Origin of the sequence: Azomonas agilis, from assembly GCF_007830255.1 — a bacterium.
GTDB classification, from domain to species: Bacteria; Pseudomonadota; Gammaproteobacteria; order Pseudomonadales; family Pseudomonadaceae; genus Azomonas; species Azomonas agilis.
In genome coordinates this window covers 319,518-343,523 of the sequence record NZ_VLKG01000002.1, presented here as the reverse complement: position 1 = coordinate 343,523, position 24,006 = coordinate 319,518, and the positions used below count along the sequence as shown (strand labels likewise).

The 24,006-nt window shown below is 51.9% G+C and carries 29 protein-coding genes; 13 read left to right on the top strand and 16 right to left on the bottom strand.

Going from position 1 to position 24,006, the window contains the following annotated elements:
* Positions 1-145: 145 nt before the first annotated feature.
* Positions 146-430, top strand: a complete 285-nt coding sequence (locus LX59_RS04000) for a peptidylprolyl isomerase (protein WP_144570551.1) — start codon at positions 146-148, stop codon at positions 428-430.
* Between the two features lie 98 nt (positions 431-528).
* Here the strand turns inward: LX59_RS04000 and LX59_RS03995 are convergent, their stop codons facing one another.
* Positions 529-1,749: a molybdopterin molybdotransferase MoeA gene (locus LX59_RS03995; RefSeq protein WP_144570550.1), complete on the bottom strand. Its 1,221-nt coding sequence runs from the start codon at positions 1,747-1,749 to the stop codon at positions 529-531.
* Positions 1,750-2,102: 353 nt separating this feature from the next.
* On the opposite strand from LX59_RS03995, the gene LX59_RS03990 reads away from it, so the two are divergent.
* Positions 2,103-2,783: a hypothetical protein gene (locus tag LX59_RS03990; protein ID WP_246118668.1), complete on the top strand. Its 681-nt coding sequence runs from the start codon at positions 2,103-2,105 to the stop codon at positions 2,781-2,783.
* A gap of 55 nt (positions 2,784-2,838) precedes the next feature.
* Here LX59_RS03990 and cysN read toward each other — a convergent pair whose 3' ends face one another.
* From cysN to LX59_RS03970, 4 genes are all read right to left on the bottom strand, one after another.
* On the bottom strand, positions 2,839-4,740 hold the full coding sequence (cysN, locus tag LX59_RS03985; protein ID WP_144570548.1) for a sulfate adenylyltransferase subunit CysN: 1,902 nt from the start codon (positions 4,738-4,740) through the stop codon (positions 2,839-2,841).
* 70 nt (positions 4,741-4,810) lie between these two features.
* Positions 4,811-5,155 (bottom strand): four helix bundle protein, encoded by a 345-nt coding sequence (locus LX59_RS03980; protein ID WP_144570547.1) that lies wholly within the window; start codon positions 5,153-5,155, stop codon positions 4,811-4,813.
* Positions 5,156-5,193: 38 nt separating this feature from the next.
* Positions 5,194-6,111 (bottom strand): sulfate adenylyltransferase subunit CysD, encoded by a 918-nt coding sequence (gene cysD, locus LX59_RS03975; protein ID WP_144570546.1) that lies wholly within the window; start codon positions 6,109-6,111, stop codon positions 5,194-5,196.
* A 136-nt stretch (positions 6,112-6,247) separates the two neighbouring features.
* The gene (locus LX59_RS03970) at positions 6,248-7,006 is read right to left on the bottom strand and encodes a Nif3-like dinuclear metal center hexameric protein (protein WP_144570545.1); all 759 of its coding nucleotides are present in this window, start codon (positions 7,004-7,006) and stop codon (positions 6,248-6,250) included.
* 105 nt (positions 7,007-7,111) lie between these two features.
* Between LX59_RS03970 and LX59_RS03965 the strand changes: the two genes are divergently transcribed.
* Positions 7,112-8,218, top strand: a complete 1,107-nt coding sequence (locus LX59_RS03965; protein WP_144570544.1) for a S1C family serine protease — start codon at positions 7,112-7,114, stop codon at positions 8,216-8,218.
* A gap of 2 nt (positions 8,219-8,220) precedes the next feature.
* On the opposite strand, the gene hisC is transcribed toward LX59_RS03965, so the two are convergent.
* The 10 genes from hisC to LX59_RS03915 form a co-directional block, all read right to left on the bottom strand.
* Complete coding sequence (hisC, locus tag LX59_RS03960; protein WP_144570543.1) at positions 8,221-9,264, bottom strand: histidinol-phosphate transaminase; 1,044 nt, start codon at positions 9,262-9,264, stop codon at positions 8,221-8,223.
* A 53-nt stretch (positions 9,265-9,317) separates the two neighbouring features.
* On the bottom strand, positions 9,318-10,628 hold the full coding sequence (gene hisD / locus LX59_RS03955) for a histidinol dehydrogenase (RefSeq protein ID WP_144570542.1): 1,311 nt from the start codon (positions 10,626-10,628) through the stop codon (positions 9,318-9,320).
* Positions 10,629-10,741: 113 nt separating this feature from the next.
* Positions 10,742-11,377 carry an ATP phosphoribosyltransferase gene (hisG, locus tag LX59_RS03950; RefSeq protein ID WP_144570541.1) on the bottom strand — a complete coding sequence of 212 codons (636 nt, stop codon included), beginning with the start codon at positions 11,375-11,377 and terminating at the stop codon, positions 10,742-10,744.
* Positions 11,378-11,388: 11 nt separating this feature from the next.
* The gene (murA, locus tag LX59_RS03945) at positions 11,389-12,654 is read right to left on the bottom strand and encodes a UDP-N-acetylglucosamine 1-carboxyvinyltransferase (RefSeq protein ID WP_144570540.1); all 1,266 of its coding nucleotides are present in this window, start codon (positions 12,652-12,654) and stop codon (positions 11,389-11,391) included.
* A 101-nt stretch (positions 12,655-12,755) separates the two neighbouring features.
* Complete coding sequence (locus tag LX59_RS03940) at positions 12,756-12,992, bottom strand: BolA family protein (RefSeq protein WP_144570539.1); 237 nt, start codon at positions 12,990-12,992, stop codon at positions 12,756-12,758.
* A 78-nt stretch (positions 12,993-13,070) separates the two neighbouring features.
* Positions 13,071-13,385, bottom strand: a complete 315-nt coding sequence (locus LX59_RS03935) for an STAS domain-containing protein (protein WP_144570538.1) — start codon at positions 13,383-13,385, stop codon at positions 13,071-13,073.
* Positions 13,382-14,035 (bottom strand): MlaC/ttg2D family ABC transporter substrate-binding protein, encoded by a 654-nt coding sequence (locus tag LX59_RS03930; protein ID WP_144570682.1) that lies wholly within the window; start codon positions 14,033-14,035, stop codon positions 13,382-13,384. The genes LX59_RS03935 and LX59_RS03930 overlap by 4 nt, the downstream gene beginning before the upstream one ends.
* A 21-nt stretch (positions 14,036-14,056) precedes the next feature.
* On the bottom strand, positions 14,057-14,536 hold the full coding sequence (gene mlaD / locus LX59_RS03925) for an outer membrane lipid asymmetry maintenance protein MlaD (protein WP_144570537.1): 480 nt from the start codon (positions 14,534-14,536) through the stop codon (positions 14,057-14,059).
* Complete coding sequence (gene mlaE / locus LX59_RS03920) at positions 14,536-15,333, bottom strand: lipid asymmetry maintenance ABC transporter permease subunit MlaE (protein WP_144570536.1); 798 nt, start codon at positions 15,331-15,333, stop codon at positions 14,536-14,538. Before mlaE ends, mlaD begins: the two co-directional genes overlap by 1 nt.
* Entirely contained in the window at positions 15,333-16,142 is an 810-nt protein-coding gene (locus LX59_RS03915; protein ID WP_144570535.1) for an ATP-binding cassette domain-containing protein, read from the bottom strand. The genes mlaE and LX59_RS03915 overlap by 1 nt, the downstream gene beginning before the upstream one ends.
* A 297-nt stretch (positions 16,143-16,439) precedes the next feature.
* On the opposite strand from LX59_RS03915, the gene LX59_RS03910 reads away from it, so the two are divergent.
* From LX59_RS03910 to LX59_RS03865, 10 genes are all read left to right on the top strand, one after another.
* Positions 16,440-17,414 (top strand): KpsF/GutQ family sugar-phosphate isomerase, encoded by a 975-nt coding sequence (locus LX59_RS03910; protein ID WP_144570534.1) that lies wholly within the window; start codon positions 16,440-16,442, stop codon positions 17,412-17,414.
* Positions 17,414-17,941, top strand: a complete 528-nt coding sequence (locus tag LX59_RS03905) for a KdsC family phosphatase (protein WP_144570533.1) — start codon at positions 17,414-17,416, stop codon at positions 17,939-17,941. Before LX59_RS03910 ends, LX59_RS03905 begins: the two co-directional genes overlap by 1 nt.
* A 21-nt stretch (positions 17,942-17,962) precedes the next feature.
* On the top strand, positions 17,963-18,532 hold the full coding sequence (gene lptC, locus LX59_RS03900; RefSeq protein WP_144570532.1) for an LPS export ABC transporter periplasmic protein LptC: 570 nt from the start codon (positions 17,963-17,965) through the stop codon (positions 18,530-18,532).
* Positions 18,519-19,058 carry a lipopolysaccharide transport periplasmic protein LptA gene (gene lptA, locus LX59_RS03895; RefSeq protein WP_144570531.1) on the top strand — a complete coding sequence of 180 codons (540 nt, stop codon included), beginning with the start codon at positions 18,519-18,521 and terminating at the stop codon, positions 19,056-19,058. The genes lptC and lptA overlap by 14 nt, the downstream gene beginning before the upstream one ends.
* Positions 19,058-19,783, top strand: coding sequence for an LPS export ABC transporter ATP-binding protein (lptB, locus tag LX59_RS03890; protein ID WP_144570530.1), 726 nt, complete (start codon positions 19,058-19,060; stop codon positions 19,781-19,783). Before lptA ends, lptB begins: the two co-directional genes overlap by 1 nt.
* A gap of 133 nt (positions 19,784-19,916) precedes the next feature.
* Positions 19,917-21,434 carry an RNA polymerase factor sigma-54 gene (locus tag LX59_RS03885; RefSeq protein ID WP_144570529.1) on the top strand — a complete coding sequence of 506 codons (1,518 nt, stop codon included), beginning with the start codon at positions 19,917-19,919 and terminating at the stop codon, positions 21,432-21,434.
* Between the two features lie 57 nt (positions 21,435-21,491).
* Positions 21,492-21,791, top strand: coding sequence for a ribosome hibernation promoting factor (gene hpf, locus LX59_RS03880; RefSeq protein ID WP_144570528.1), 300 nt, complete (start codon positions 21,492-21,494; stop codon positions 21,789-21,791).
* A gap of 16 nt (positions 21,792-21,807) precedes the next feature.
* Positions 21,808-22,272: a PTS IIA-like nitrogen regulatory protein PtsN gene (gene ptsN / locus LX59_RS03875; RefSeq protein WP_144570527.1), complete on the top strand. Its 465-nt coding sequence runs from the start codon at positions 21,808-21,810 to the stop codon at positions 22,270-22,272.
* A gap of 8 nt (positions 22,273-22,280) precedes the next feature.
* Complete coding sequence (rapZ, locus tag LX59_RS03870) at positions 22,281-23,135, top strand: RNase adapter RapZ (protein ID WP_144570526.1); 855 nt, start codon at positions 22,281-22,283, stop codon at positions 23,133-23,135.
* A 2-nt stretch (positions 23,136-23,137) separates the two neighbouring features.
* A complete protein-coding gene (locus LX59_RS03865; RefSeq protein WP_144570525.1) occupies positions 23,138-23,410 on the top strand; it encodes an HPr family phosphocarrier protein in 273 nt (90 codons plus the stop codon).
* A 12-nt stretch (positions 23,411-23,422) separates the two neighbouring features.
* Here the strand turns inward: LX59_RS03865 and LX59_RS03860 are convergent, their stop codons facing one another.
* Positions 23,423-24,001 carry a DUF4136 domain-containing protein gene (locus LX59_RS03860; protein WP_144570524.1) on the bottom strand — a complete coding sequence of 193 codons (579 nt, stop codon included), beginning with the start codon at positions 23,999-24,001 and terminating at the stop codon, positions 23,423-23,425.
* Between the last annotated feature and the right edge of the window lie 5 nt (positions 24,002-24,006).

The following is a 24,006-nucleotide window of genomic DNA, read 5'->3' as shown; positions in this document are numbered from 1 at the left end:
GGATTCGCCAATAGACAATCTACCATCATATCGAGCTAATAAATTGTATCATGCCCGCTAACCCGACGAGTGCCCGTTGAAGCTAGAGCAATAGGTCATAACTATCTCATAAGCTCAGCGCCTTAACCTAAACAGAGTGTCCCCCATGGCCAAGAAAGCAACCGCCCGTCACATCCTCGTCAACACCGAAGCCCAGTGCAATGAGCTGAAAGCAGCCATCGAAGGTGGTGCTGATTTCGCTGAGATCGCCCGCCAGCACTCCGGCTGCCCTTCCGGTCGTGACGGCGGCAACCTCGGCTCTTTTGGCCCCGGCCAAATGGTGAAAGAGTTTGACGTCGTGGTATTCAGCGCGCCGCTCAATGTCGTGCAAGGCCCGGTAAAAACCCAGTTCGGTTATCACTTGCTCGAAGTGACCAGCCGTCAGGATTAAGGGTGCTGCGGGTACAAACCCTTAACCTGTAGGGTGGATTCGCCGATGGGCAATCTACCCGCCTTCCGCCTAAAACCTCTTACCTATAGCCCGCTTTATTACAGCAACAACACATCCACCAGCGTTCCACCTTTAATCTCGGCCACGTCTGCGGCTATGTGCAGTAAAGCATCGGTTCGGGCTAAACCCGCGAGGGATGCTGAGCCCTGATCACTGAGAATTTCCACCTGCGAAGGTTCGGTGTTGTAGACCAAGGCAGCGCGCAAAAACTCATCTCGCCCCGGTTTGCGTTTGTAGTCGCGGGCAATGGGCAAACGTACAAAACGCGGCAAGGGTTGACGGGAGCCCTCCAATTGATTGAGGGCAGTGATTAAAAACAGCTCCCCACATACCAGCGTGGAGACTGGATTGCCCGGTAATCCCAAAAAAGGTGTACCTTTCACCTTTCCCCAAGCGACGGGCTTGCCGGGTTTGAGTTTGACCTTCCAGTGCAGCAGCTCGCCCAGCTCCTCAATGCAGCGCTTTAACCAGTCGGCTTGGCCCACAGAAACCCCGCCCGAACTGACAATTAAATCCGCCTGATGGGCGGCTTCGTTTAAGGCTTCGCGGATTTTGTGCGGATCATCGGGAATAATGCCCAAATCAATCACCCGCACACCGGCCTGATGCAAACGGGCCAGCAGATAGGGGCGATTGCTGTCGAAAATACTGCTCTCCCCCAAGGCCATGCCCGGTGCGCGCAGCTCATCACCCGTAGAAATTACGGCCACCACCGGCTGGCGATGCACCCGCACCTCAGCTAAGCCTTGGCTGGCCAGTAGCATGATGTGGCGGGCCTGAATACGGGTTCCGGCCTCCAATAGGCACTGACCGGGCTGAATGTCCTCCCCTTGCCAGCGAATATTTTGGCCAGACTTAACACCTTGCAGCACGGTGACTTCGTTCTCGGTGGCTGAACAGTGTTCTTGCATCACCACAGAGACTGTGCCTTGTGGCACTCGTGCTCCGGTAGTAATCCGCATCGCTGCGTTGGGGGCTAAGGCAGTACTGTTATCACTGCCGGCCAAACGCAGCCCTGATAGAGGGAACACACCGGGGGCATGGGCAACCGCATCGGCTCCCAAGGCAAAGCCATCCATAGCCGCATTATCAAAACGAGGGTTGGCCACCTGAGCCCAAATAGACTCAGCCAATACCATACCGAGACTATCGGTTAGGCGACGGATTTCAATGGGTAGCGGTGATAGAGACTCCAGCAACTTTTGTTGCAAGGCACTGACATTCAGTAATGCCGGTTCGGCACAGGGGTCTAGGGACATGAAAAATCCTCGCCTCAAATGCCATGCCGTACATGGCCAGATGGATCAGGTAATATTTTTGCAAGGATGCCTGAGCTAAGGATAGGACACCAGCTTTTAGCGGCTGGCGACACACCTCAATCATAATATCCTTAACCATTCCTTAGTTTTAAGCCTTAGTTAACGCACTAAATTGCCAGATTTTGTGTACTTATTCCCGCTTATTCACACTTCATTCAGCTTCTAAGATAGCGGCTAACTCCGGCTGAATATCCGACAATGTTTGGGATTTCAGTCAGAAATACCTGCTCACTCAAAAGATGATGAATAGATTGAATTTAATACGCTCCAACTTAGTGATAGCGGGATGCTTGTTGGCAACTACAACTCTGGCATCCCCCGATGCCAGCACAGCTTATCCGCATATCCCCGAACCTATGGTGTTCGACATGATGCGCCCTCTAGGAGCCAAACAGGGAGAGTTAGAGGCCAACGTATTAACCACCACCCCTTGGTCAGGCAAAGATGGTAATACTCATTGGGCACCTGAAGTGGAATACACCTTTGCCGATGGTTTAGCCATTGAGTTCGAGTTTCCTGCCGAAAACAGCCGATTAGCCGAGTTTAAGCTGGGATTGCAAGCGACCTTTGGCACTTTTAATGGCGGGCGCTCAGTACATGGTGCTCAGTATTTAGGCATTTATGACCGCCATCAACACAGATACTCCAACAGCTTTGTGTACACCCTCGGCCATCGTTTTAACCAGCGCTGGAGCAGTATGAGTATGCTGGGTGTTTCTGATTTGAGCCTATCGTCCAACGACCGCAATAATCCGATTCTGAACCATGCACTGTTTTACGAGGCCACTCAAAGTACCACCTTGGGACTTGAGGTTAATTATTTAGGTGGTCGTGATGGTCACTTATTACTAATGCCTCAACTACACCAAAAGCTCACCCATAATATGAACCTACAACTGGGCGTGGGGCTGAATCGAGAGCGCGGCGAATCTGCCCAACCGGAATTAGGAATTCGTTTGATTCGGGAATTTTAAACAGGCACCAGCCTTACCCCATAGACATAGGATAAGGCTGGAAGAATGGATGGGTTTAGATCAGACCCCGTTGGCGCAACAGAGCCAATACCTCTTTAACGCCCTGCTCAACCGAAGTTTGCTCAGTGTCAATCACCAAGTCCGCATCAACTGGCAGATCATAAGGGAAGGATTCGCCGGGAATGTTATCTCCACCCGCCGCATACAGCCCCTGAGGATCGCGGGTACGGCACGCCGCTAACGAGGCCTGCACATGCACTGTAATCAGGCGTTCAGCCCCGATCAGGGCTTTGGCTTGTTCGCGGCCTTCGGCATCCGGGGCTACGAAAGCGGCCAGGGCAATCAAACCGGCTTCGTTGAACTGCTTGGCCACATGGGCCGCACGCCGCCAGTTTTCGGTACGTCCGGCGCGGTCGGGAGACAGACCTTTGTTCAGGTCATGGCGCAGATTTTGGCCGTCCAACACATAGACCGCACGGCCGGCATCAAACAGCTTGCGCTCCAAGGCGTAAGCCAAGGTGCTTTTACCCGCACCGGACAGGCCGGTGAACAGCACAGTCGCGGGCTGCTGACCAAAGCGCGCGGCACGCTCCTCAGTCGCCACATGAGCCAAAGCTCCGTGGTGAACGCTGGCATTCTGACCCACGACCGGAGCGGCGATGATCATGCCCGCGCCCACAGTGCCATTGGTCATACGATCGATGACGATAAAAGCGCCGGTGGTACGGTTGTATTCGTAGCCGTCCAGCGCAATGGGCGCATCCAAACTGACCTTCACGCGCGCAATTTCGTTCAGTTGCAGGGCGCTGGCCGCAGTTTGCTCCAGTGTGTTCACATCCACGCGGTGCAGAATGCTGGGGATAGAGCCCGGCACATAGCTGGTGGCGCGTTTGATGTCGTATTTTTTGCCCGGCAGCATGGGCTCTTCGGCCATCCACACCAGCATGGCTTCGAAGTTTTCCGTCACTTGCGGACGGTTGTCAGCATGCACCAGCATATCGCCACGGGAGACGTCAATTTCGTCTTCCAGCGTCAGGGTAACGGCTTCACCAGGGCCTGCTTGCTCCAGTTCACCCTCATAGGTAACGATGGACTTGATCTTGCTGCCCTTCCCGGACGGCAGAGCCACCACTTCGTCGCCTTTACGCACGATACCGCTGGCCAGCGTACCGGCAAAGCCACGGAAGTTCAGGTTCGGACGGTTAACGTACTGTACGGGGAAGCGCATGTCGCTCAGGTTGCGATCGCCGGAAATCTCAACGGTTTCCAAAATTTCCATCAGCGACTGGCCATCGTACCAAGGCGCTTGCTCGCTGCGGTTGACTACGTTGTCGCCTTTCAGAGCGGACATGGGCACAAAGAACAGGCTGCTGGGTTTGAGGCCGATTTGATCGGCAAAGGCCAGATAGTCGGCTTTGATCTTCTCAAACACGCCTTGATCGAAGCCCAGCAAGTCCATCTTGTTGATCGCGACGACGATGTGGCGAATACCCAACAGAGAAGCAATGTAGCTGTGGCGGCGGGTCTGAGTTTGCACGCCGTAACGGGCATCAATCAGGATGATGGCCAGATCACAGGTGGACGCGCCGGTGGCCATGTTACGGGTGTACTGCTCATGGCCGGGGGTGTCGGCAATGATGAATTTGCGCTTGGCGGTGGAGAAGTAGCGGTAGGCTACATCAATGGTGATGCCCTGCTCGCGCTCGGCTTGCAGACCATCGACCAGCAGCGCCAAATCCACTTCATCGCCAGTAGTGCCGACTTTTTTCGAGTCTTTGGTGATGGCTTCCAGATGGTCTTCATAGATCATCTTGGAGTCGTGCAACAGACGGCCAATCAGGGTACTTTTGCCGTCGTCCACGTTGCCACAGGTGAGAAAACGCAGCAGCTCTTTGCGCTCATGCTGGGCCAGATAGGCGAGAATATCTTCGGCGATCAAATCGGATTGGTGGGACATATACGTTCTCTAATCGCTGGAGGCTTAAAGCTGGAGGCTTAACGCAAAAGCACTCCAAACTGCCTCGAATCTATGGCTGTTGAAACCGTCTCAATAATCCCGAAAGCATGGCGGCGATGCGCTTACAACGCTGAATCCAATCCTGCCCCAGCTCTTTGGAAATAAAACCGACTTCAACCCCTATATAAACTTGCGTCCGTAGTTCGGAGCAGGAACCCTTGGCCATACTCAAGAAATAACGCTTTTCTTTATCGCCGTCCCGCGTCATGCCTTCGGCAATGTTGCTGGGTACAGAAAGGGCTGAGCGCGTCATTTGATCTTTAAAGCCAAAGTCACGACAGCCTGCTAAACCGCGATAAACATCTACTGAAAGCCTTGCTGAGAGTTTCCATACATCCAGCCGCTCGAAATCCATTTCGTTCAGCCTCCAGCCTTAAGCGTTGTTTGCCAAAATCAAAAGTAGCCTTGACGCTTTTTCTCTTCCATCGAGCCGGCTTGGTCATGGTCGATGACGCGGCCTTGGCGCTCGGAAGTGCGGGTCAGCAGCATTTCCTGAATGATCTCCGGCAGCGTGGTCGCGGTAGACTCCACCGCACCGGTCAAGGGATAGCAACCTAGGGTACGGAAGCGCACCATTTTGGTCTGGATGCGTGCCTTTTCCTCGTCGCTCAGGTGCTCAAGGATGCGGTCGTCATCAATCATGATCAGGGTGCCGTTTTTCTCGATCACCTTGCGCTCAGCGGCAAAGTACAGCGGCACAATCGGGATGCCTTCCAGATAGATGTATTGCCAGATGTCCAGCTCCGTCCAGTTGGACAGCGGGAACACGCGAATGGACTCGCCCTTGGTCACTTTGCCGTTGTAGACATTCCACAGTTCAGGACGCTGGTTTTTCGGGTCCCAACGGTGTTTGCTGTCACGGAAGGAGTAGACGCGCTCTTTAGCACGGGACTTCTCCTCATCACGGCGAGCACCACCAAAGGCCGCATCAAAACCGTACTTATCCAAGGCCTGTTTTAAGCCTTCGGTCTTCATCACGTCGGTGTGCTTAGCGCTGCCGTGGGTGAAGGGGTTGATGTCCTGCGCGATGCCCTCGGGGTTCACGTGGGTGATCAGATCCAAGCCCATCTCCGCTACCATCTTGTCGCGGAAGGAGTACATTTCTTGGAACTTCCAACGGGTATCCACGTGCATCACCGGAAACGGCAGTTTGCCGGGGAAGAAGGCTTTACGGGCCAGATGCAGCATCACGGCGGAGTCTTTGCCGATGGAATACAGCATCACCGGGTTATCGAATTCAGCGGCGACTTCACGGATGATGTGAATGCTTTCCGCTTCCAGCTGCTTGAGATGCGTCAGTTTATCGACCATGGCTACTCACGAAAGGCAGTTGACGACCCAAAGGTCGGGAAATGACCCATCTTAACATGGCCCGATATTCTAATCAGGGATATGTATAGACCATAACAGTCTAAACATATGCCCGATTTTTTAGATTCACTCTGAATTACACCGGGTTAGGGCAATCAATAAACTGATGCTCAATGCCAAAGGTGCGTGCCAGATAGTCGCCCAGCGCCTGCACACCACAGCGCTCCGTTGCGTGATGCCCTGCTGCAAAGAAGCTCAAGCCACTCTCACGCGCCAGATGTACCGCTGGCTCTGAGGCTTCGCCGGTCAAATAGGCATCCACACCGGCAGCAATGGCTTGCTCGATGTAACCGGGCGCACCGCCACTGCACCAGCCAATGCGCTGAATGAGGCCTTGACCGGCCACCATCAAGGGCTCGCGGCCCAATACCTCGGTAATACGTTGGGCAAAAGCCACTGCTGGCAGAGGCTCAGGCAAACGCCCGATCAAACCTACGGAGCGCGGATTATCGGGCTCTAAACTGGATTCCACCTCAATGCCCAGTAACTGCGCTAAGCGGGCGTTATTGCCGACTTCAGGATGTACATCCAAAGGCAGGTGGTACGCCAACAAGCTGATGTCATTGACCAACAGAGTTTTAAGGCGGCGCTGCTTGATCCCTACCACACAGGGCGCTTCGTTTTTCCAAAAATAGCCATGATGCACCAGTACGGCATCCGCTTTGGCCTCCACCGCTGCATCCAGCAAGGCTTGGCTAGCTGTCACACCCGTAATTAAACGCTGAACCTGTGGCCTACCCTCAACTTGCAAGCCATTAGGACAATAATCAGAAATCTTATGTGCGTTTAAGTAGCGACTGGCTTCATCAGTTAGTTTTTTTAGGGTAACCGGCATGGAACACTCCTCTATGTGCCATCAGTGTTTTCTGCATGGGCATCCGTATAATGCAGCGCCTTAGGGCCACAACACCCACCCCGCAACCCGCAGGATAAACGCTCGATGCTCAAAACATTACGCTTTTTTGGCTGGCCCATAGTGACTGGCTTACTGGCGGCTTTGCTGTTAATCGAACGCTATCCTCAATGGGTAGGGTTGCCAGAGCGCTTTTCGTTACTGTCCACTCCAAAAGTGTATTCCTATGCTGATGCCGTTGAGCGGGCCATGCCAGCGGTGGTGAACCTCTATACCCTAAAACGCAACCTGAACAACACTACTCCTCCCACACGCCAAGGTTCGGGAGATTTAAGCCGCCAACAACGCATGGAGTCTAGTTTGGGCTCTGGGGTCATCATGACGGCGGAAGGTCATATCCTGACCAACAATCATGTGATTGCTAATGCTGAGCAAATTATTGTGGCCCTAAAAGATGGCCGCGAAACCCAAGCACGCCTGATTGGTAACGACCCTGAAACTGATCTAGCGGTACTGAAAATAGACTTGCCTCAGCTACCCGTCATCCGCATTGGTCGCTCTGAAGAGGCTCGCACCGGCGATATTGCTCTGGCCATCGGCAATCCCTTTGGGGTTGGGCAAACAGTAACCCTTGGAATCATCAGTGCTACCGGACGCAACCATCTGGGGCTCAACACCTACGAGGATTTTATCCAAACCGATGCGGCTATCAATCGAGGCAACTCAGGGGGCGCTTTAGTGGATGCCCTAGGGAATTTGATCGGTATTAACGCCGCTATGATTCTATCGGGCTCCGGTGGTTCTCAAGGCATTGGTTTTGCCATTCCTACCGCACAAGCCTTAGAGGTGATGCAATCTATCATCCAACACGGACAGGTGATCCGAGGTTGGTTAGGGGTTGAGGTTCAAGCCTTAACACCCGCTTTAGAAGCTCAACTGAAGAAAAATCAGCTACAGGGGGGCATTTTAATCGGCAGCGTGTACGAACAAGGCCCGGCGGAACGTGCCGGACTGCGCCGAGGGGATATTTTATTGGCCATTGACCACATCCCTAGCATTGATGGACGCATAGCGATGAATCAAGTCGCCCGTGCTCGCCCCGGCGACATGCTGCAACTAGAAGTATTGCGCGGCAATAATCGCCTACAACTGAATGCAGAGGTGGGCATACGCCCACCCTTGCAAACGCAATAACCTCAGAGTGCATCCAAAAGCGCTTGGTTTTGCTCTGGAGTACCGACGGTAATACGCAGGAATTGCTCAATACGCGCCGTTTTAAAGTGGCGCACAATCACGCCCTGCTCCCTGAGCTTTGCAGCGATTTGTGCCGCATCCTGCTGTGGATGACGGGCAAAAATAAAGTTAGCCGCCGAGGGCAATACCTCAAAGCCCCTCGCCTGTAGTTCTGCGGTCAACAGCTCGCGGCTTTGGATCACGGCTTGGCGGGTTTGCTCAAAGTGCTCTCTGTCTTCAAAAGCAGCCGCTGCCCCGACAATAGCCAAGCGATCCAGTGGGTAGGAGTTAAAACTGTTTTTAACCCGCTCCAACGCCTCAATCAAATCGGGATTCCCTACGGCAAAACCGACCCGCAGTCCGGCCAAAGAGCGCGATTTAGACAGCGTTTGAATCACCAACAGATTCGGGTAACGATCCACCAGCGCAATGGCCGTCTGCCCACCAAAATCAATGTAGGCTTCATCCACCACTACTACGGACTCGGTATTGAATTGTAACAGGCGCTCAATGGCCTCTAGGGGCAACAGACGACCTGTAGGTGCATTCGGATTGGGGAAAATAATGCCGCCATTAGGCCGCTTGAAATCCTCAACCTGAATTTGGAACTGCTCATCCAGCGCTAGGGTTTCAAAACGGATGCCATACAGACCGCAGTACACAGGATAAAAACTGTAGGTAATGTCGGGGAACAGCAGCGGTTCAGCCTGTTGGAATAGTCCGAGAAAAGCATGCCCTAGCACCTCGTCAGAACCATTCCCCACAAAGACTTGATTGGTTTGGATACCGTAATAGCTGGCCACCGCTTGCTTTAAACGGTCGCTATTGGGATCAGGATAAAGGCGCAGCAAATCATTCAACTCCGCCTGTATCGCTGCTAGGGCTTTAGGCGATGGCGGATAGGGGTTTTCGTTGGTATTGAGCTTCACCAGCCGAGTCATTTTCGGCTGCTCACCCGGTACATAGGGCACCAAATCTTTTACAAAGGGGCTCCAGAATTTGCTCATGGCCCATACTCCTCACAGACCCAGCCTAAGGCCGGGTCGCACAATAAAAGGGATCAGTCCTGAATACGGTATTCCGCACTGCGGGCGTGGGCCGTGAGCGATTCACCACGCGCCATAACGGAGGCGGTTTTGCCCAACTCTGAAGCGCCCTCAGCGGAACAGAAAATCAGCGACGAGCGTTTCTGGAAGTCATACACCCCCAACGGCGAAGAAAAACGCGCGGTGCCCGAAGTCGGCAAAACATGGTTAGGGCCCGCACAGTAGTCGCCCAAAGCCTCGGCGGTATAGCGACCCATGAAGATGGCCCCGGCGTGGCGAATCTGTGGCAACCACTGCTGAGGATCAGCCACTGACAGCTCCAAGTGCTCCGGCGCAATGCGGTTGGCAACGGTCATGGCTTGGTTCATGTCCGAGACCTGAACCAGAGCGCCACGCCCCTCCAAGGAGGCACGGATGATGGGTGCCCGCTCCATAGTCGGCAGCAGCTTATTGATGCTGGCTTCCACCGCGTCTAAAAAAGCAGCATCCGGGCATACCAAGATGGACTGAGCATCCTCATCGTGTTCGGCTTGGGAGAACAGATCCATGGCAATCCAATCGGGATTCGTTTGGCCGTCGCAAACCACCAGAATTTCTGACGGGCCCGCGATCATGTCAATGCCCACTTGGCCAAATACATGGCGCTTGGCGGTAGCCACATAAATGTTGCCGGGGCCGACGATTTTATCCACCTGCGGCACGCTTTCTGTACCGTAAGCCAGAGCCGCTACCGCTTGAGCACCGCCTACGGTAAACACACGATCCACACCGGCCACATAGGCAGCGGCGAGTACCAGCTCGTTGAGCTCTCCACGCGGCGTCGGCACCACCATGACCACTTCAGCCACACCCGCAACTTTAGCTGGAATGGCATTCATCAATACCGAGGAAGGATAAGCCGCTTTCCCGCCCGGAACATAAAGTCCTGCGCGATCTAAGGGCGTAACTTGCTGGCCTAATACCGTGCCATCGGCTTCGGTGTACGTCCAAGAGGATTGCTTTTGACGCTCGTGGTACAGGCGAATCCGCTCTGCCGATACGGCTAAAGCTTGGCGTTGAGCTTCGGGAATACGTCCAAAGGCTTGTTCCAGACGCGCACGGGGCAGAATCAGCTCAGCCATACTCGTAGCGGTCACACCGTCAAAACGCTGAGTGTATTCCAAGAGTGCGGCATCACCTCGGCTACGAATGCCTTGAATGATCTCCAGTACCCGCTGGTTTACCGCGTCATCCGAAACACTTTCCCAGCTCAACAGATGATCCAGATGGCGGGCAAAGTCTGGATCAGCAGCGTTGAGACGACGAAGGGCGATGGGAGCAGTCATGGCAATGCCTCGTGTTATGACAGGGTCTCGGAGCCGCTAGACTAACAAGCCTACCGTGCGGGCACCCGAGAAATAGTCATCAACACGGAAGGCGCATGGCCTAATGGCCTGATTCAGTTCCGGTGTCGGGCTTCAACCGCACGCGCTAACACATCGATTAGGGCTTGAATGCGCGCGTGTTGCATCTTCATGGAGGCTTTATTGACGATCAGGCGGGAGCTGACGGGCGCAATCAGCTCCTGTGGCTCCAGTCCATTGGCGCGCAGAGTATTTCCGGTATCTACCACGTCGATGATTTTATCCGCCAAACCCACCAGAGGAGCCAGCTCCATCGAACCGTAGAGCTTGATAATGTCCACCTGACGACCCTGAGCCGCATAGTAACGCTTCGCCACATTGACGAATTTTGTCGCTACCCGCAGGCGACCCTTGGGCTCGGGCGCGCCAACTTTACCCGCCGTCATTAGCTTGCAGTTGGCAATTTTTAAGTCCAGCGGCTCGTATAAACCTTGGCCACCGAACTCCATCAATACGTCTTTACCCGCCACACCCAAGTCCGCAGCGCCATTTTCCACATAGGTCGGCACATCGGTAGCACGCACGATTAACAGGCGCACATCCTCTTGGGTCGTAGGGATGATGAGCTTGCGACTCTTGTCCGGCGACTCGGTGGGCACAATCCCCGCCTCTGCCAACAGGGGCAGCGTATCGTCAAGAATCCGGCCTTTGGATAAGGCGATGGTCAGCATGGACATATCCTTTAACCCGGAACGCGGCGAATTTTCGCCCCAAGCAACTGCAATTTCTCTTCGATGCACTCGTAACCACGGTCAATGTGGTAGATACGGTCGATCAGAGTATCCCCTTCTGCCACCAAGCCAGCAATCACCAAGCTGGCCGATGCCCGTAAATCCGTGGCCATGACTGGAGCACCCTTTAAGCGCTCAACGCCGGTAACAATGGCCGTGTTACCTTCGACCTGAATCTGAGCCCCCATGCGACCCATTTCATACACATGCATAAAACGATTTTCAAAAATCGTCTCAATGACGGTGCCGGTTCCCTCAGCAATAGCATTCAGGGAAATAAACTGGGCCTGCATATCCGTTGGAAAGGCTGGATAAGGAGCAGTACGGATGCTTACCGCTTTGGGTCTGCGCCCTTGCATATCCAGTTCAATCCAGTTACTTCCGGTCTCAATCCGAGCTCCGGCTTCCTGCAATTTAATCAAAACGGAATCCAAAATGCCGGGGTCGGTATCCTTTAAACGAATATTCCCGCGTGTAGCGGCAGCAGCCACTAAGTAAGTTCCGGTTTCAATTCGATCAGGCATCACGCTGTAGCTACCGCCTCCCAAGCGTTTAACGCCTTCAATGGTGATGGTGTCTGTGCCTGCCCCTGTGATCTTGGCTCCCATTGAGTTTAGAAAGTTTGCCAAATCCACCACTTCTGGCTCACGGGCGGCATTTTCCAGTACGCTACGACCTTGTGCCAAGGCCGCAGCCATCATCACGTTTTCTGTACCGGTTACACTCACGGTATCAAAAAAGAAATGGGCTCCCCGCAGACCACCCGCTGGAGCTTTAGCCTTGATGTAGCCTTCATCGACGATAATCTCTGCGCCCATGGCTTCTAAACCACGAATGTGCAGGTCTACAGGACGCGAACCAATGGCACAGCCGCCGGGCAAAGCAACCTCAGCCTCACCAAAACGTGCCACCATAGGCCCCAATACCAAAATAGAGGCGCGCATGGTTTTCACCAGCTCGTAGGGCGCAACCAAGGATTGAATGGCTGTAGCATCAATTTCCACGCCCAGCTTTTCATCGACTACGGGTTGCACCCCCATGCGGCCAAACAGCTCAATCATGGTGGTAATGTCGTGCAAATGGGGCAAATTACGCACGGTTACAGGGCAATCCGACAATAAGGTAGCCGCCAAAATGGGCAGAGCCGCATTCTTAGCCCCGGAAATACGAATTTCACCATTCAGGCGCACACCGCCGGTAATGATCAGTTTGTCCATAAATTGTCCGTGTCTACCGCCAAAGCACGATAGGATTGAGCAAGACAAATGGCCTGCAAATCCAGACCATTGTTAAGAAGGGATACACACTCAGGCTTGAGTTAGGTACGCGCAGCCCATTCAGCCTGAGAGAAAAACTTCATAGTCACCGCATGAATACGGCCGTCAGCAATCCAAGGATTTAAATGCTGATAGATTTTTTGCTGGCGTTTGATAGGACTCAGTGCTGCTAGTTCGTCGCTCACAACACTCAGTAAAAAATCACAACCTTCACCCTCGACCACTACATAGGCTCCTGGAATATTTTGCTCCAGAAGGCTTTTTACTTCAGCCCGCATGTTCCACCTCAATCATTACCCGAATACCGGGAGCAGCCATCATACAAAAAAGCATGCTGGCTGCGAAGCCCGGTCTAGTCAGGCGGCCAGTGGCAGAATATCCAACAAACCTGAAACGTCAGCAATATGCCGCATGTCTTCAGGTAGGTTGGCGATGCTTAGACTGATACCTCGCGCTTTAGCATCGCGCATAAAGGACAGCAATAAAGCAATTCCAACACTGCTTGACTTATCAACACCGCCACAGTCAATCACCAAAGGCATCTCAGCCGGGGCTTGACGCATCAAAGCCAAGCCAGATTGACGTAAGGCGGGGCCATTGCGGTAGTTAATCTCTCCTGATAAGGAAAGAACACCCGCAGCCGTATCTAAGGTCACTTGGCCCTCAGTCATTTGCCCGCTGCCTTTTGCTCAGCTTCGGCAACATCTTTAGCTTTAGCAACAACATCGCCCCAGCCATTGATGGTCTTATCCAAATTACCACCGTTACGGTTCATAGCATCTTCAAACTGATCACGGAAGAGTTTACCGATGTTGATACCGTTGATGATCACGTTGCGCACACGCCATTGGTCTTGTTTAACCATAGTGTACTCAACCGGATAGATCTCACCGTGCTTACCTACTACTTCCATTCTGACGCTGGCACGATCAGGTTCTGGTTGCTTGCCACTAGGTGGTAGTACACGAATTTCTTCGTTGTTGTACTCCAGCAAAGCATTGCCATAAAACTGGAACAGACTGCGCTTAAAGTTCTCTTCGAAGCGCTTTATTTGCTCAGGCGAAGCACCACGAGAATACTTAACCGTCATGATGCTACGAGAAATACCCTCAGCATCCACCACAGGCCCTAACAAGCCATCAAGGAAGCTGTAAAAAGCGCTGGAGTCTTTACGGTAACGCTCTTTATTGGCTTTCAGGTTATCCAAAAGCTGTGTGGTTGTGCTTTGAATCACTTCATTAGGTGAAGAAGCATTCGCATGGGAAAATAGGGGCAAGCAGGCTAAAGCAATCAGCAAACCGCGGCGCAAGGCATTTAACAACATAAGAACAGCCCTCTTTTGTTACTTCTCTGAGTTGCTATCAGATTTATTCACAGTATTGAGTAGGAATTTACCAATAAGATCCTCAAGTACCATCGCAGATTGCGTATCATGGATGGTGCTTCCATCCTTGAGTAGATCAGGCTCTCCACCCACTCCGATACCAATGTAGCGCTCGCCCAAAAGTCCAGCGGTCAAGATGGACGCGGTAGAGTCAAGCGGCAAGTAATTGATGGTATTGTTGATATCCATGGTGACACGACCTTTAAAGGTTTCATGGTCAATGTCAACCGATACAACTTTACCAATGGTAACGCCCGCTAATGCAACCTTGGCTCTTGGGCCAATACCGGCAGCATTGTCAAAGTAGGCGTAGACACGATAGGTACCTTCACTGTCGGTCATAGACAGGCCACTGACACGCAAAGCCAGCAGCACCAGCGCAAAAAGACCAGCCAATAGGAACAGGCCAACACCGATTTCCAGGGAACGGGTTTGCATCAAAGATCTCCAAACATCAGGGCGGTCAGGATGAAGTCAAGACCGAGAACTGCCAACGAGGCGTAAACAACGGTACAGGTGGTTGCACGGCTGATGCCTTCAGAAGTGGGCTCACAATCATAGCCTTGGAATACCGCAATCCAAGTGATGACTATGGCAAAGACCACACTTTTGATGACACCGTTCAGAACATCGCTGTGAAAGTCCACATTGTTCTGCATGTTGCCCCAGTAGGAGCCTTCGTACACACCTAGCCAATCCACAGCCACCACAGCACCACCCCAGATACCGACTACGGTAAAGATGGCACCTAATAGAGGCATTGAAATAAATCCAGCCCAAAGACGCGGCAAGATGATGTATTTCAAAGGATCAACTCCAATCACTTCAAGACTGGATAATTGCTCTGTGGATTTCATATTGCCGATTTCAGCAGTTAGGGCGGAACCGGCACGGCCTGCAAACAACAACCCAGTAACCACTGGCCCTAGCTCACGCAGTAGGGTTAAGGCAACCATCTGCCCAACAGCCTCCTCCGAACCATAGCTCACCAGAATGTTGTAGCCTTGTAAGGCCAACACCATGCCAATAAACATGCCGGAAACTACGATAATCGCTAAGGACAACACACCCACTGAATACAGTTGTTGAACCAATAGCTGAAAACCTTTGCCCGCCGTACTGCGTCCCAAAATAGCGTGGAACAAAAACAGCACTGAGCGGCCTATAGCCTCAACCACATCGAAACCTGCACGCCCAAACAGACGTACACGCTCGATCAGAGGGGTTTTACGCATCAAGCTTCTCCCAACAGGTCACAACGATAATCCCGCGCAGGAAAATGGAAGGGTACGGGGCCATCAGCCAACCCTTTCATAAACTGACGAATCTGCGGATTATCCGACTCCATCAGCTCACTAGGGACACCATGTCCCAACACCTGACTATCACCCACTACATAAATGTAGTCAGCAATACTGGCTGTTTCGGCCAAGTCATGGGATACCACAATACTGGTAATACCCAAAGCGTCATTCAGTGAGCGAATCAACCGAACTAAAACACCCATGGCAATGGGGTCTTGTCCAGCAAAGGGCTCATCATACATGAGGATTTGGGGGTCAAGGGCAATGGCTCGAGCCAAAGCGACACGCCGCTTCATCCCACCAGAAAGCTCATCGGGCATCAACTCAATGGCACCGCGCAGCCCTACGGCTTGCAGCTTCATTAAGACAATGTCACGAATCATGTCATCCGGTAGTTTGGTGTGCACGCGCAGTGGAAAAGCTACGTTCTCAAACACATCAAGATCTGTGAACAAAGCACCACTTTGGAACAAAACCCCCATCTGTTTACGCATATCGAACAGCTCCGTACGCGACAGATCAGGTAGGTTACGTCCCGCCACCCAGATTTCACCTCGATGTGGCATCAATTGAGCCGCAATCAGACGCAACAAAGTTGTCTTGCCGCATCCTGATGGCCCCATGATGGCCGTTACCTTTCCACGAGGAATGGTAATGTCGACATTTTTAAAAATGCTTCGTCTGCCGCGCTTGAAGGTCACGCCTTTTAGCTCAACAGCATTCGCGTTGACGGAACTCATCCGATCTCCTTCTGTAGCCTGCTTGGTTCTATTCAAGGCACGTCTATTACAACCTGCTCCAGTATGGAAGACAGGGGCGCAGGGCTATCAGGGACGGCACTATAGCACCGAGCGCCCAACGACCCAAGAATAGCCAATAACACATACGTCGAATCCAACCTACCTAGAACAGCCTTTTTTTCACGTTTTTTTCACATAAACTCTATCTGAGATAGCCACATCCTTGTCAATTTTGCGCCATATTAACCGGGTTTATCGGTATACTTGAGCCCTGTTTTTGTCGCCTGCCTTTTATCCATGACCCAACACTCTGCACTGATTCAATCTGCTGTGCGTACCATCAGCCTAGAACTTAAGGCCATTACGCAGTTAAAAAGTCGCATTGGAACCCCATTTGCAACCGCCTGTGAGCTAATTCTTGCTTGTTCCGGGCGCGTAGTGGTAGTAGGGATTGGCAAATCAGGTCATATCGGGCGCAAAATCGCAGCCACATTGGCCAGTACCGGAACAGCCGCATTTTTTGTGCATCCGGCCGAAGCCTGCCACGGCGACATGGGTATGATTACCCGTGATGATTTGGTTCTGGCTCTATCAAACTCAGGTACCACCTCCGAAATTCTGACCTTACTGCCACTCATCAAACGTCAGGGCAATACCCTGATCAGTATTACAGGCAATAAGGATTCCACCCTAGCTTTAGCCGCCTCAGTGAACTTGGACGCCCAAGTGACCCAAGAAGCTTGCCCGCTTAACCTAGCCCCCACCTCCTCTACAACAGCAACGCTGGTCTTGGGAGATGCCTTAGCCATTGCACTCCTTGAAGCCCGTGGCTTTACGGCTGAGGATTTTGCCTTCTCCCACCCTGGAGGAGCCCTAGGTCGCCGTTTGCTGCTTAAAGTCGAGCATGTGATGCACCAAGGGACTGAATTACCGCGAGTCTCAGTGGGCACTTCCTTGCGCGATGCCTTGGTAGAGATGAGCCGTAAGGGGCTAGGTATGACTGTAGTTGAAACCTCCGAAGGTCAATTAGCTGGAATTTTTACCGACGGCGACCTACGACGTGCCCTTGATCGTGGCATAGATGTTCGTCATACCCAGATACAAGAAGTCATGACCCCCAAAGGGCAAACCGCGACTCCCGATATACTCGCTGCCCAAGCGTTGAATATCATGGAAGAACATAAAATCAGTGCGCTGATTGTGGTTGATGAGCAAAACCGTCCTATCGGTGCTCTAAATATGCACGACTTATTACGCGCCGGAGTTATTTAATGGATACAATCGACCTTCTCACCCGCGCCAAAGCCATTCGTTTGGCTATTTTTGATGTAGATGGTGTATTGACCGATGGCCGACTTTATCTGTTACCCGACGGTAGTGAGTTCAAAACTTTTCACACCCTAGACGGCCAAGGCATCAAAATGCTGATTCGCTCAGGAGTGACCACGGCCATTATCAGTGGTCGCCACAGCACAGCAGTGGCACAACGGGCGACTGCACTGGGCATTCATCATCTGTACTTAGGGCACGAAGATAAGCTCATTGTACTTGATGAACTGCTGCATAAACTTCAACTGAGTCCTGAACAAGTAGCCCACCTAGGTGATGATCTACCTGACTTACCCATCATCCGCCGTGTGGGTTTGGGGATAGCCGTGGCCAATGCGGATGCTTTCGTCCGTCAACACGCCCACGGAGTGACCCAAGCACGCGGTGGTGAAGGAGCCGCACGAGAGTACTGTGAGCTGATTATGCGCGCTCAAGGTACTCTGAATGCAGCCCAAGCGGCCTACCTCTAAGATAGGAGAGGAAGTCGGTCTATGCGTATGCCCAGTGTGCAAACCCTATTACTGTGGATTCCTTCTATCCTGCTGCTGGCTGCCGTTGGTTACTGGAATATCGGCCCGGATAGCTTTCAAAAAAAGCCCTACTCCATCACCGATAACGATGTAGATTTTTTTGCCCTCAATTCACGCACCATCCAATATCGAGCAGATGGAAAACGTCAGTACGATCTGGTTTCTGAGAAATTTGAGCACTTAAAATCCACGGACATCAGTCTACTCACGCAACCCGATATGCACTTATACCGTGGCATGGATATTCCTTGGCGTATTCGCAGCGCTCGTGGAGAGGTCTCTCCCAACGGCACTGAAATTGAGCTGATTGATCAAGTGCGGGTTGAACGCACTGACGCTCGAAATCAGCCCATTATTCTCACCAGTACGCGGATGACGGTATTTCCCGATAAGCAATACGCTCAAACCCAACAACCAGTTAAAATTGATACCACCAATGGCGTGACTACTGCTGTCGGTATGAAAGCCTACTTAGATGTAGGCAAGATGCACTTGTTATCCCATGTAAGAGGCCAGTATGAGCTTCGCTAACCGACTTATTTTACTTGCGCTGCTATCACTTTCTTGCACTTCGCAGGTACTGGCCTTGCCCGAAGATCGCAACCAGCCCATTCATGTGCAGGCTGACTCTGCTGAGTTAGATGACCGTAATGGTATTGCGGTGTACCGTGGAAACGTCATCATCACCCAAGGCACGATGAAGGTGACAGGACATACTGTCACCATTACACGCACCCCAAGTGGTGAGCTCAATGTATTCACCGCCCTAGGCACTCCAGCCTATTACGAGCAAAAACCGGCGGTGAACAAATCCATTGTTCAAGCCTATGCACTAACGCTTCAGTACTTTGTGGCCAATAACCGTATTGTTCTGATCGACCAAGCCAAAATCGTTCAAGAAGGCAGCACCTTCCAAGGTGAAAAAATCGTCTACGATACCCAGCGGCAAATCGTCAACGCAGGGCGCGCTGGAAATACACCAGTAACAGCGCCTCGCCCACGTATTGATATGGTCATTCAACCCAAGAGCAGCAGCCCCCAAGGACAAACGCCCTAATGGCTACCCTCAAAGCCCTACACCTTGCTAAAAGCTATAAAAGTCGGCCCGTTGTTCGTGATATCAGTCTCTCGATTGAAAGCGGCCAAATCGTTGGATTACTGGGCCCAAACGGAGCAGGCAAAACCACCTGTTTCTACATGATTGTAGGTCTGGTGCGCGCTGATCAGGGCAATATCCTCATAGACGATCAAGACATTACGTTCCGGCCCATGCACGGCAGGGCGCGTGCAGGCATTGGCTATCTTCCGCAGGAAGCCTCTATTTTCCGCAAGCTCAGCGTAGCCGATAACATCATGGCGATTTTGGAAACCCGCAAAGACCTAACACGAGCCCAGCGCTTAGAGACCTTAGAAAGCCTACTGCAAGAATTTCATGTCACCCACCTAAGACAAAGCCTAGGCATGAGCCTTTCAGGGGGTGAGCGCCGCCGGATTGAAATCGCTCGGGCATTGGCTACAGACCCTAAGTTTATTCTGTTGGACGAACCCTTTGCCGGGGTCGACCCCATCTCTGTGGGAGACATCAAACAGATCATCCACCATCTTAAAAGTAAGGGTATTGGCGTTTTAATTACTGATCATAATGTGCGTGAGACCTTGGATATCTGTGAAACCGCCTATATTGTCAGTAATGGACACATTATTGCTGAAGGCGATGCCCAAACCATCCTGAGCAACCAACAGGTAAAAGACGTTTACCTAGGTCATGAATTCCGTCTTTGATGTGCAATATCGGTGTCCGCTATCGGGTAAATGGTCTATAATTAGGCACATAATTTGCTTTAAAGAGAGCCTTTGGCTCTGATGGTCGAACGGGCGTTCACGCCGAACTCCAGCACAACAAGCCGCCTTTGCCATGAAACCAACGCTAGTCTTGAAGATGGGCCAGCAACTGACGATGACCCCGCAGTTGCAACAGGCTATTCGATTGCTCCAGCTGTCTACCTTAGATTTGCAACAAGAGATCCAAGAAGCGCTCGAAGCCAATCCCATGCTTGAGCGTCAAGACGACGGCGAGGACTTTGGCCAAGATACTATGGCCGACTCCTCAGAACATCAGGGGCCTGATTCAGAATTTAGGACAGACAACCTTACCCAAGACTCGCACTATGAATCGGCTACCCCCTCAGAAGAAGCCTTTGGAGAGGGTGACAACGATTGGGCAGACCGTATTCCCAGCGAATTGCCTGTGGATACTGCTTGGGAAGATATTTATCAAACCAGTGCCAGTAACCTCCCAAGCAATGATGAAGAGGATTGGGATTTCACCGCCAAAGCCTCAGCGGGGGAAAACCTACAAACGCATCTGCTGTGGCAATTAAACGTCACACCGATGAGCGATACCGATCGCCTGATTGCTATTACCCTGATTGATAGCATCAACAGCCAAGGCTATCTGGAAGATACGCTGGTGGAAATTCACGCTGGGCTAGATCCTGAGCTGGACATTGATCTGGATGAAGTCGAGATGGTGTTGCACCGCATCCAGCAGTTTGAGCCAGCAGGCATTGGCGCTCGAAATCTTCAAGAATGTCTTCAATTACAGTTACGCCAACTGCCCGCTGACACCCCCTGGTTGAACGAGGCTCAACAGCTGGTCAAAAGCTACCTTGAAGCCTTAGGCAACCGGGATTACAGTCTATTGATGCGCCGCATGAAGCTTCGGGAAGATCAGCTACGAGCGGTCATTGAGCTTATCCAAAGCCTAAACCCTCGCCCCGGATCTCAGATTGAACAGACAGAGCCTGAGTACATTGTTCCTGATGTCATCGTACGCAAATACACAGGGCGCTGGCTGGTAGAGCTTAATCAGGAAGCTATGCCTCGCCTACGAGTCAACGCGCACTACGCTAACTTAGTACGCCGTGCTGACTCCAGCGCCGATAATACCTTTATGCGCAATCAACTACAGGAAGCGCGCTGGTTTATTAAAAGCTTACAAAGCCGTAACGAAACCCTGATGAAAGTTGCCAGCCAAATTGTTGAGCATCAGCAAGGCTTCTTAGAATACGGTGAAGAAGCTATGAAACCTCTGGTGTTGCACGATATCGCCGAGGCTGTTGGTATGCATGAGTCCACCATCTCCCGGGTGACCACTCAAAAATACATGCACACCCCCCGCGGCATTTACGAGCTGAAATATTTCTTTTCCAGTCACGTCAGCACTTCAGAGGGGGGTGAATGCTCCTCAACAGCTATCCGTGCCATCTTGAAAAAACTTATTGCCGCAGAAAATCCTAAAAAGCCATTGAGTGATAGCAAGATCGCTGGTTTACTGGAAGAGCAAGGTATTCAGGTAGCCCGACGTACCGTAGCCAAGTATCGAGAATCGCTTGGAATTGCACCCTCCAGTGAACGCAAGCGCTTGGTTTGAAGGGGCACCAGATTATAGGGAGAGCATCAATGTGCTCTCTGAATAAGGAGAAGCAGTATGCAAGTCAACATCAGCGGCCATCACCTAGATGTAACCGACGCTCTACGTCAATACATTGATGAAAAATTCAGCCGATTGGAGCGTCATTTCGACCGCATCATCAGTGCCCAAGTCATTCTACAGGTAGAAAAGCTAGCTCAAAAAGCTGAAGCTACACTGCATGTAGCGGGTGGAGAACTGGTAGCCAACGCCGAGCATGAAGATATGTATGCTGCCATCGACCTCCTGGTCGATAAGCTGGATCGCCAGTTGATCAAGCATAAAGAAAAGCAGCTCGACCGTCATCAAGGTGCCTAACGACTAATATCCCACTATGATTCGACTCGAAGATATTCTGACTCCTGAACGAACCCTCATCGGCGTTCAGGCGGGCAGCAAAAAGCGCGTACTGGAGCAAATCGCAAAGCTTGTAGCCAGTGATCTGCCTGACCTTGATGCTCAAGAGATTTTCGAGAGTCTAGTGGCACGTGAAAAGCTAGGATCAACGGGGTTTGGCAATGGTATTGCCATTCCCCACTGTCGCCTCATAGGCTGCACAGCGCCCTTAAGTGCTGTGCTACGGTTGGATGCTCCTGTAGACTTCGATGCTATTGATGGAGCACCGGTTGATCTGCTTTTTGTGCTGCTGGTTCCTCAAGAAGCCACGGATCAGCACCTTGAACTCTTGCGCCAAATTGCCAGTATGTTGGATCGCGAGGAGGTACGCCTAGGCTTACGCCAGGCTCCAACAAACGAAAGCCTGTATCAGACGGTGATTGACGCTCAAAATACCCGTTAGGATGTGTCATGCGCCTAATTATTGTCAGTGGTCGCTCCGGCTCCGGCAAGAGTACAGCCTTAGGCGTACTCGAAGACAATGGTTTTTACTGCATTGACAACCTACCTGCTGGGCTCTTGCCCAGCTTATTAGAGCAAGCCAGCCAGCATTTAGGAAAATCCTCGCTCGCCGTTTCCATAGATGCCCGTAACCTACCCTGTCAACTGGAACGCTTTCCAGAGCTACTACAGGGCATCCGCCAAGATCCCAACCTTCATACGGATGTGCTTTATTTAGATGCCGATGAGCTGACGCTGCTTAAGCGTTTTTCCGAAACCCGCCGCCGTCATCCCCTCACCTCCGAGATCCGTGCATTAGCTGAGGCCATCCAAGATGAAGCCCTGTTACTCAAGCCACTGGCGGATTTAGCAGACTTACGCATTGATACCTCGAAACTGAATTTACATCAGTTACGGGATATGCTGCGGCTACGATTATTGAATCGTACCGAGCCAGGTACAGCCTTTCTTATCGAGTCCTTTGGATTTAAGCGGGGTGTTCCCGTTGAGGCTGACTTAGTATTTGATGTGCGTTGCCTACCCAATCCCTATTGGCGGCTGGACTTACGCGAATACTCTGGTTTAGACCGCCCTGTTATTGATTACTTAACGGCTCAACCCGAGGTTGAGGAACTCTACCAAGATACCCTCAGCTATCTGGAAAAATGGTTACCTCGCTTTGCAGCCAACAACCGAGCTTATGTTACTGTGGCTATAGGTTGCACAGGAGGACAACATCGCTCAGTCTATCTGGCTGAGCGCTTGGGTCAGGCCCTGAAAAAGAGCCTAAAAAACATCCAAGTACGTCATCGGGAGTTAAGCTGAACATGCTCACCTGCCAAACCATCATTGTGAATAAATTAGGGTTGCATGCACGAGCAGCAGCTAAATTTGTAACCACAGCCAGCCAATTTCAATGCAGCGTACAAGTAGGCCGCTGCCCCAATACCTTGGTTAATGGCAAAAATATTATGGCGGTGATTATGTTGGCTGCCAATCAGGGCACAGCCCTGCATCTGCGCACAGAAGGCGAAGATGAACACCAAGCCTTACAGGCCTTGGTCGCGCTGATTGACAACTATTTTGAGGAAGGGGAATAAAATCTCGTCTGTTTAACGAGGAGGATATTGGGACAATACTTTAGCAACGGCCTCATGAATAGCGTGGGTGCGCTCCTCAATACTTGGTGGTAAACGGCGTAACGTCTGCTCAGCTTGTCCTCGCCAAACCAGTTTTCCATCTGTTCCGTCAAAGAAATCCACCTGTATCGTACCTACTTTGTAATCCATGACTTGGGTTTCCGTATAACCTGAAGCACCCCGATAATTTCGCCAGTATCCCCCCCAATAACCACCGTAATTGGTGGTCACTAAGTTTTGACGATCATCGACAATCAACCAAACCTGCACCCAAAGATCCGGCTTAGTACCGGTTTTAACTGGCTGTAAATTGAGCTGCCCAACCAATTGCTCGCCCAGTGCCTCTCTGATCCGCTGCTCGGTAAGATCACTTTTAATCCGAGGATCATCCGGCCTGTATTGCAGTCCGGGCTCTCGCCAAGCCCAAGTGTGATAAGCCGCAAAGTTTCGCTGAGGATCGTAATCTCGGCTGAGTTGGAGGTCACTCTGGCATGCAGCCAAAGCTAATAACCCCAACAAAACCAAGCATCCGGTCACTAGAGCACGTTGCATATCAC